Genomic DNA, 350 nt, shown 5'->3' with positions numbered 1-350 from the left:
GGCGTTGGTGGTGCTCGAGGCGTTCCCGTTGAACTCCTCCGGGAAGTTGGATCGGAAGGCGTTGCCGGCGCCGGTGTTCGAGGCACGGGAGTTCCGGGCGCCGACGAATCCGGTGCAGGAGATCGTCGCGGGTGTCTTCGCCGGTGTCCTCGGGGTGGGCCGGGTCGGTCTGGACGACGACTTCTTCGAGCTSGGYGGCAACTCCCTGGTTGCCGCACAGGTGATCTCGCAGGTGGGCGCCGCACTGGACACCCGGGTTCCGGTCCGGGTTCTCTTCGAGGCCTCGACGGTCGAGGCGCTCGCCGCCCGTGTCGCCGAACTTGCCGGTTCCGGCGGCCGCGCCGCGCTGG

General features: G+C 70.4%; 1 protein-coding gene. It reads left to right on the top strand.

Annotated elements, in window-relative coordinates; genetic code table 11:
• Window positions 1-73: 73 nt before the first annotated feature.
• Window positions 74-350 (top strand): phosphopantetheine-binding protein (locus AC1DYG_RS21120; protein WP_477641764.1); only part of this gene is annotated, 277 nt, incomplete at its 3' end.

The sequence above is a fragment of the Pedococcus sp. P1_H8 genome, assembly GCF_056405175.1.
Note: the sequence above shows the minus strand (reverse complement) of the source record. Positions and strands in the feature narration are given on the sequence as shown.